Source organism: 'Cynodon dactylon' phytoplasma (genome assembly GCF_009268075.1).
GTDB classification, from domain to species: Bacteria; Bacillota_I; Bacilli_A; order Acholeplasmatales; family Acholeplasmataceae; genus Phytoplasma; species Phytoplasma cynodontis.
Genome location: NZ_VWOH01000008.1, coordinates 1 through 6,411, shown reverse-complemented (window position 1 = coordinate 6,411; position 6,411 = coordinate 1). Strand labels below are relative to the sequence as shown.

Annotated in this window: 9 protein-coding genes; 4 read left to right on the top strand and 5 right to left on the bottom strand. The window is 22.9% G+C overall.

The window, feature by feature from the left end:
- Positions 1–304: 304 nt before the first annotated feature.
- The 5 genes from F1741_RS02190 to F1741_RS02170 all read right to left on the bottom strand — a co-directional run bounded on the left by F1741_RS02190 (position 305) and on the right by F1741_RS02170 (position 3,049).
- Positions 305–964, bottom strand: coding sequence for a hypothetical protein (locus F1741_RS02190; protein WP_152309982.1), 660 nt, complete (start codon positions 962–964; stop codon positions 305–307).
- A gap of 23 nt (positions 965–987) precedes the next feature.
- Positions 988–1,605 (bottom strand): hypothetical protein, encoded by a 618-nt coding sequence (locus F1741_RS02185; RefSeq protein WP_152309981.1) that lies wholly within the window; start codon positions 1,603–1,605, stop codon positions 988–990.
- A 4-nt stretch (positions 1,606–1,609) separates the two neighbouring features.
- Positions 1,610–1,951, bottom strand: coding sequence for a hypothetical protein (locus tag F1741_RS02180; RefSeq protein ID WP_152309980.1), 342 nt, complete (start codon positions 1,949–1,951; stop codon positions 1,610–1,612).
- Positions 1,952–1,979: 28 nt separating this feature from the next.
- A complete protein-coding gene (locus tag F1741_RS02175) occupies positions 1,980–2,357 on the bottom strand; it encodes a hypothetical protein (RefSeq protein WP_152309979.1) in 378 nt (125 codons plus the stop codon).
- 401 nt (positions 2,358–2,758) lie between these two features.
- Positions 2,759–3,049, bottom strand: coding sequence for a toprim domain-containing protein (locus tag F1741_RS02170; RefSeq protein WP_193310885.1), 291 nt, complete (start codon positions 3,047–3,049; stop codon positions 2,759–2,761).
- Positions 3,050–3,463: 414 nt separating this feature from the next.
- On the opposite strand from F1741_RS02170, the gene F1741_RS02165 reads away from it, so the two are divergent.
- The 4 genes from F1741_RS02165 (at position 3,464) to F1741_RS02150 (ending at position 6,152) form a co-directional block, all read left to right on the top strand.
- Positions 3,464–3,754, top strand: a complete 291-nt coding sequence (locus tag F1741_RS02165) for a toprim domain-containing protein (RefSeq protein WP_152309977.1) — start codon at positions 3,464–3,466, stop codon at positions 3,752–3,754.
- Between the two features lie 22 nt (positions 3,755–3,776).
- Entirely contained in the window at positions 3,777–4,514 is a 738-nt protein-coding gene (locus F1741_RS02160; protein ID WP_244609575.1) for a hypothetical protein, read from the top strand.
- 452 nt (positions 4,515–4,966) lie between these two features.
- Positions 4,967–5,509: a hypothetical protein gene (locus F1741_RS02155; RefSeq protein ID WP_152309976.1), complete on the top strand. Its 543-nt coding sequence runs from the start codon at positions 4,967–4,969 to the stop codon at positions 5,507–5,509.
- A 46-nt stretch (positions 5,510–5,555) separates the two neighbouring features.
- A complete protein-coding gene (locus F1741_RS02150; protein WP_152309975.1) occupies positions 5,556–6,152 on the top strand; it encodes a hypothetical protein in 597 nt (198 codons plus the stop codon).
- Positions 6,153–6,411 lie beyond the last annotated feature (259 nt).

Sequence of the window (6,411 nt, the reverse complement as noted above, 5' to 3'; positions counted from 1 at the left end):
ATATTTTGAACGTTTTTTGTTAACAAGATCTAAAAAAACTTCGCTTAAACCTTTTATCTTTTCCAAAATAATTAATTACTTTCTTTCTAATTAATTTTTTAAATTAAAAACATAATCATTATAAATATTTCCTTATTAAAAAAGACAGCATTAAAAAAAAAAAAAAGCGTGCAGGTTTTAAAAAGAAATATTTTTTTTATATATAGGTGTTTTGACTCACTGACTCACTAATATATACGCTACATATGATATTTGAGTCAAAATTTTCTCTCTTTTTTTCCCTTCGCGCTGTTTTTTTTTTTTTTTATGTTCTTTCTTCATGTTTCATTAAAAAATTAAAAATAGATTCAAAAGTACTATTAAAAGCTAGGTTAAAATTAATACCATCTTCTCTTCCTAAATGTAAAAAATCACTTGTTAAAATTTGTGTATCTTTCCAACACATATTAGGATAATCCCAAGCAAAAATTGTATGATGATTTTCAGCAGGTCTATTTGATGTAAATTCCGAATTTCTTTTAAAATATATTTTAAAAAAACCTTCAAATGTTTTAGTAATAAAATTATTATTAACATCAATATTGCTGTTATATTCAATAGAAAAATTTAATTTTGAAATTTCTTTGATGTATTCTTCCCAATTTAAATCACTAATGAAAAAAACAAATTTAGCATTATTATTTTTAATTTTATAATTAGAAAAAAAATATGCAAAGTTTAAAAAATTTTTATATGTTTTCGGAATATAGTTATTAAAAAAAACAATTTGTTCTTGTCGATAATTGGCAAAAATATCTTCATCTAAATTTGAATAATCAACATAATAAAATTTTCTAGATTTTAAAGCTTCGAAAATATATTTACTTCTAGAAATATTTTCAGCAATTTTTTTGCCTTTATCTTTTGTTACGTATGAATGAATAAAAACTGTTAAATAAGGTTTAATGAATTTATGATTTATCATCTTTTTTTATTATTTCTTTCTAATCATTTGTAATATTGCGGATAATTTTGTGTATCCAAATATTTAAAAATTTTTTCAAAAATAAAACCAATATTTTTAGTAATAGGAGAACTAGAATCGAAAAAATTATTAGATGTTTTACCTATTTCATCCCAATAACCACAAGAATAATTCCATACATTAATTTTAAAATTATCTTTTAATTTTTTCTGTTCAAAATATACTTTAAAAAAACCTTTAAATGAATTTATTTGAAAAATAGGATTGAAAATTAAATTAAAATTCAAGCTTAAAATTTTATTTTCATATTTTTCCCAATTCAAATCACTAACAAAAAAGATAACCATAATATTTCTATATTTCTTTTCTGTTGAAAGAAAAATCCTACTAAAATCTACAAAATTCTCATAAGAAGGAGGAATATAATTGTTAAAAATAACAAATTTCTCTTTATCATAACGATAAAAAAAATCTGTTCTAGGTTGATGAAAAGAATCTACATAAAATATTTTCTTACATTTAAATAATTCATAAAAATATTTATTCTTCATTATATTTTCAGCAATTTTAACTTTATCAATACTATTTGGTGCTGTTAAAAAAACAGTCAAAGGAGGAATGATGTGATCATGTTTTATCATAAAATTAACTATCAAAACCTAGTCTAGTTCTAGTTTTTAAAAAAGTAATATTAACAGCATAAATAACCATATTTTTTAGAGAACCTACAACTAAAACTGAAGATTCTTTGTTATCAAAATATCTTTTTAAACAACGAATTTGTGTAGTAGGACGACTAATATAACAAATAACTTCAATGATATTTAAATTATTAATTTTTTTTCTATATTCTTGATTAACTGATAATTTAAAATGACACCAACTACCATCTTTACCTTCTTTAAATTCTAACTTAGAATGTTTTAAAAAATTTCCAACTAAAGCAACATAGGATTTTTCATCCAATATATTCAATAATTCTCTCAATTTATTTTTTTATCTTTCTAATTAATTTTTATTTAAAAAAATCATCAACAATTTTAATATTATGAACTGGCCAAACATCTTTTTGAGGTTTATCACCTTCAACAAAAGTTAAACTAATCATTTCAGATAAAGCATTAAATTTGTTATTTATGTTAACTAAAAAATACATATTATAAAGTCCTTTCTTAGATTTTCTCAATGTTTTAAATCTTTCACTATTGTAAACTTTCTCATATAACTTGTCTAATTGATAAAAATTTAATTTCTTTAATTTTTCACAAAAAGAAAAAAAGGTCATATCGATAATATCATCAATATCAAAATCACATAAAGGCAATTTTTCTAACATTTTAAGTTTAAAAGCTTTATATTTTTTATAACCTTCTAATTCAAAATTTTCTTCCATTTTATACAACTTTCTAATTAAACTTTTAAGATAGAAAAACATAATAATTATAAATATTTAATTATTAAAAAAAAACAACATTAAAAAAAAAAAAAAACAGCGTGAGGGCTTTGAAAAGAATATAAAATTTTTCTAATCTTTTTTATATTTCAACAGTCAGCAGTCAAAATGCAAAAAAAAGTAGTAAAAAAAAGAATATTCGAAAAAACTTCTGACTGTCAGTGACTGTCAGATAACAGTCAAAACAGTCACTTTGTGACAGTCAGCAGTCAAGCGTTTGTTGAATTAATCGCAGTAAAAAAGAAAAAAAGGCCATTTTGACTGCTGACTGTTGAAACTACAAAAGATTTGGATTAAAAATTATTTTCTCTCTTTTTTTCCCTTCGCGCTTTTTTTTTTTTTTATAAATAGATTCTTTTATATGTTTCTACGTCATATTTTCTTAAAATGTCATCAGCATCTTTACAATTTGAGTACTTTTTAGGAATTTTTTTAATTTCATTCATTATTTTTTGAGCATCTAATTGTTTTTTAATTCTCAAAGCGTTTTTTATACCAGCCTCGTCCTTATCAAAAGCAATATAAACTTTTATTTCATGTTTTTTTAAGAACCTTAAAACTGTTTCTGATAAATAACTCGTAATGGTGATAATGCCTACAGCGTTCTTAATCCCGTTTTGATGACAACTCATCACATCAAAAACCTTCATGTAAAATCATTTCTTTTTGTTGTAAGATATTTAGATAAGCTTTGGTAAAACCATACGGCCAATAAAATATTAGTATGACTGAAGTTCTTTAAAGCCTGGTATTTAGGGTTAAAACGATCAATGGGATTATGATATTATGTCTAAAAAAATGCATGCTATGCTGTTTATAAGTAATGGGAATGACTAAACAATTAAAGCACTAAGAAAAATCGTAAAGATGCTTTAGTAGATGTTTGATCATTCCCATACTTATAGATTAAGCATACGATGCATTTTTCGACATAATTAATAACGATCGTTTAACCTAAATGCTTAAAGAACTCAGTCATACTATATTATTGGCGTATGGTTTAATCTAAATATCTACAACAAAAAAAATGAACATGAAGGTTTTGTATGAGTTGTCATCAAAACGGGATTAAGAACGCTGTAGGCATTATAACCATTACGAGTTATTTATCAGAAACAGTTTTAAGGTTCTTAAAAAAGAATGAAATAAAAGTTTTAATTGCTTTTGACAAGGACGAGGCGGGAGAAAAAAATGCTTTGAGAATTAAAAAACAGTTAGAAGATAAAAAAATAATTAATGAAATTAAAAAAATCCCTGAAAAGTACTCAAATTGTAAAGATGCTGATGATGTTTTAAGAAAATATGACGTAGAAACATATAAAAGAATCTATTTATAATAAGGAATTAAAAAAATATAAAATGAAAAAAGAAATTGAATTAATATTGTTGGAAAAATTAAAAGAAATAAACAAAGATTATCAAGAAAATAAAATAAAAAGAGAAGAAGCGAAAGAAAAATTTAAAGATTTTTTTAGTAATAATTACAAATATTTATATTGGCAAACAAATACAAATAGCATGATAAAAAAGATGTTTAGAGAACATTTACCACATATTTATCATAGAACTAATGAAGAAATACAAAAAGCTTATCAGTTAGAATCCTTCAAAGATAGTGAAATAAAAAAAGAAATATTAACTTTTTTTGAAAAAAGAAAAGACCCAGAATATCCTAAAAATCTCGTAATAGAAAAATACAATTCATTAGGTATCAGTTCATTATGTGATAGCATAATGAAAAAATTTAACTTAAAAAAAAACCATTCGGCTGGTATTATTTCCAGATTATTTTTTACTAGATCACATTATAACAATGAAGCAGATGTAAATATGTTCTTCCAAAAAGCAAATAAAATATATGAAGCAAAACTACTAGAAAAAATTTTAGATAGAAAAGATTTTATAATAAAACCTTTGTACGAAGATATAAGAGAAATAAAAATGGAAAACAAAATAAACATCTTTATTTCTGATTTATATCCTTTTTTACATGGTTTAAAAAATAAAAAAATAATAGATTACATTAAAAAAAATTGTAAATTTATAAATTGTGAATCAGAAAAATACCGAAATATAGACAAATTATATATAGTTTAAAAAAAAAAAAAAAAGCGTGAAGGTAAAAAGAAGAAATTTTTTTTAAAAAATGCATTAGTAATATACATTCAAGGAGTCAAAACAGCCTTTTTTACACTTTTTTCCAGGCTTTTTCGATACTTTTTGTGACTCCTTGTAATTGACTCCTAGGAGTCAGATGTTTTTTGACTCGATTATTCAAAGTAAAAAAAGACTCTGACTCCTGTGACTCCGTCATATTAGTCAAAGCGGAGTCACAAAAATTTTCGAATATTCTTGTGTTTTACTACTTTTTTTTGCATTTTGACTCCTTGACTCCATGTTTTATAACACACTTATGCAAAGACAAAACATAAAAAAGTTTTCTTTTTAAAACCTGCACGCTGTTTTTTTTTTTTTTTTTAATGCTGTCTTTTTTAATAAGGAAATATTTATAATGATTATGTTTTTAAATTAATTAGAAAGAAAAAAATATGAAAAAATATAAATCATGTGAAGAATACGAAGAAGAGCAAATAGAAATAGTAAAAGAATTAAAAAGAAAAAAACTTGATGAATTTTGGAAATTAATGAAAACTGATGAAGGAAAAACTAAACTTTCTAAATTAGAAAATTTTCGTTTTAGAAAACATTTTGATCAAAAAAACTTATCAAGATCTTTATCTGATTATACTATTGAAGAAATAGTTGCTATAAACACTTTATTTTTTAATCAAAAAATTAAAAAACTTACTTTTTCTCAAGTTGATATTTTATGTGATAGATTGTGTAAAGATAGACATTTTCAACATCTTGTTAGTTGTGTTGATTATAAGAAATTTCAACAACTTGATTGTGAAAAGTGTATTGATTTTTACGAAATTGATTTTCAAGGTCCTTATCTTTTTTATGATTGTTGTTATAAATTTAATGTAATATATGAAATTATGCTTACAGGAATAGGTAAAAATAATAAAAAAATTGGATGGCCTAAAGGCATCAATACTGTGAATGATTTATTTGAAAAGTTTTTTTAATTAAAAAACTAAAATCAAAATAGAAATGGAGAATTTATATTTTTTTATGTTTATGCAAAATGAATTTTTTAGTTTGAGAACTTATCCACAGTATCATTTACGTTCTTTTAATTTAGATAATCCAGATTTAATTTTTATTATGAGAAATATAATTGAACAATTATCAATTAAAGCTCCTAGAAGAAGATATAATCATAGATGTAAAAGTATCGCTATTGAAGGTCCTAAGAATATTGGTAAAACCCAGTTTATTTTTTCTTTTTTAGATTTAATTAATAGACCTTTCAATTTTATGAATGGTAAATTTGATTTTTCTAAAAAAAAGTATAATGATGAATTTGAAGTAGATGTTTACAAAAATTTCAAAATATCTTATATTTGTGATGAAGATATAGATATGCGAACATTCTGTTTTGGCTGTAATCAAGATCGTGCAAATGTAAAATATGGTCGAGGTCACATAAGACAAATAATTGGAAATAAACTTTCTATTACTTTGTGGAATCCTGAAAATTCTTTTGAAGAACAATTTAAAAAAATTGATAAGTCAGAACAAGACTATATTATTCCTAATACAATTCATATTAAAATTAATGATGATAAAATTCTTTATAGAAAAAATTTTGATAATAGTTATAGATGAAAAAAATTCGGCGGCAGGCCTGGCCGCGAAACTGACCTCTAAGTTGTCTGTTAAACTTCTTCTATTTCTATTCAAATTTCAACAGAGCTCAACAAAAACCTTTTAAGGATACTTAAGTTTTATTTAATTCTAAAATTGATTTTTAAGCTATTGTTTTTTAAAAATTAAGGTGTTTTTGTCAATCTCTTTTTAAAGTTTTCATATGAATAATCTGTTTTTTAGTTATTAAAAACAGTTAAAAAAAAACTGTTTTTAATAG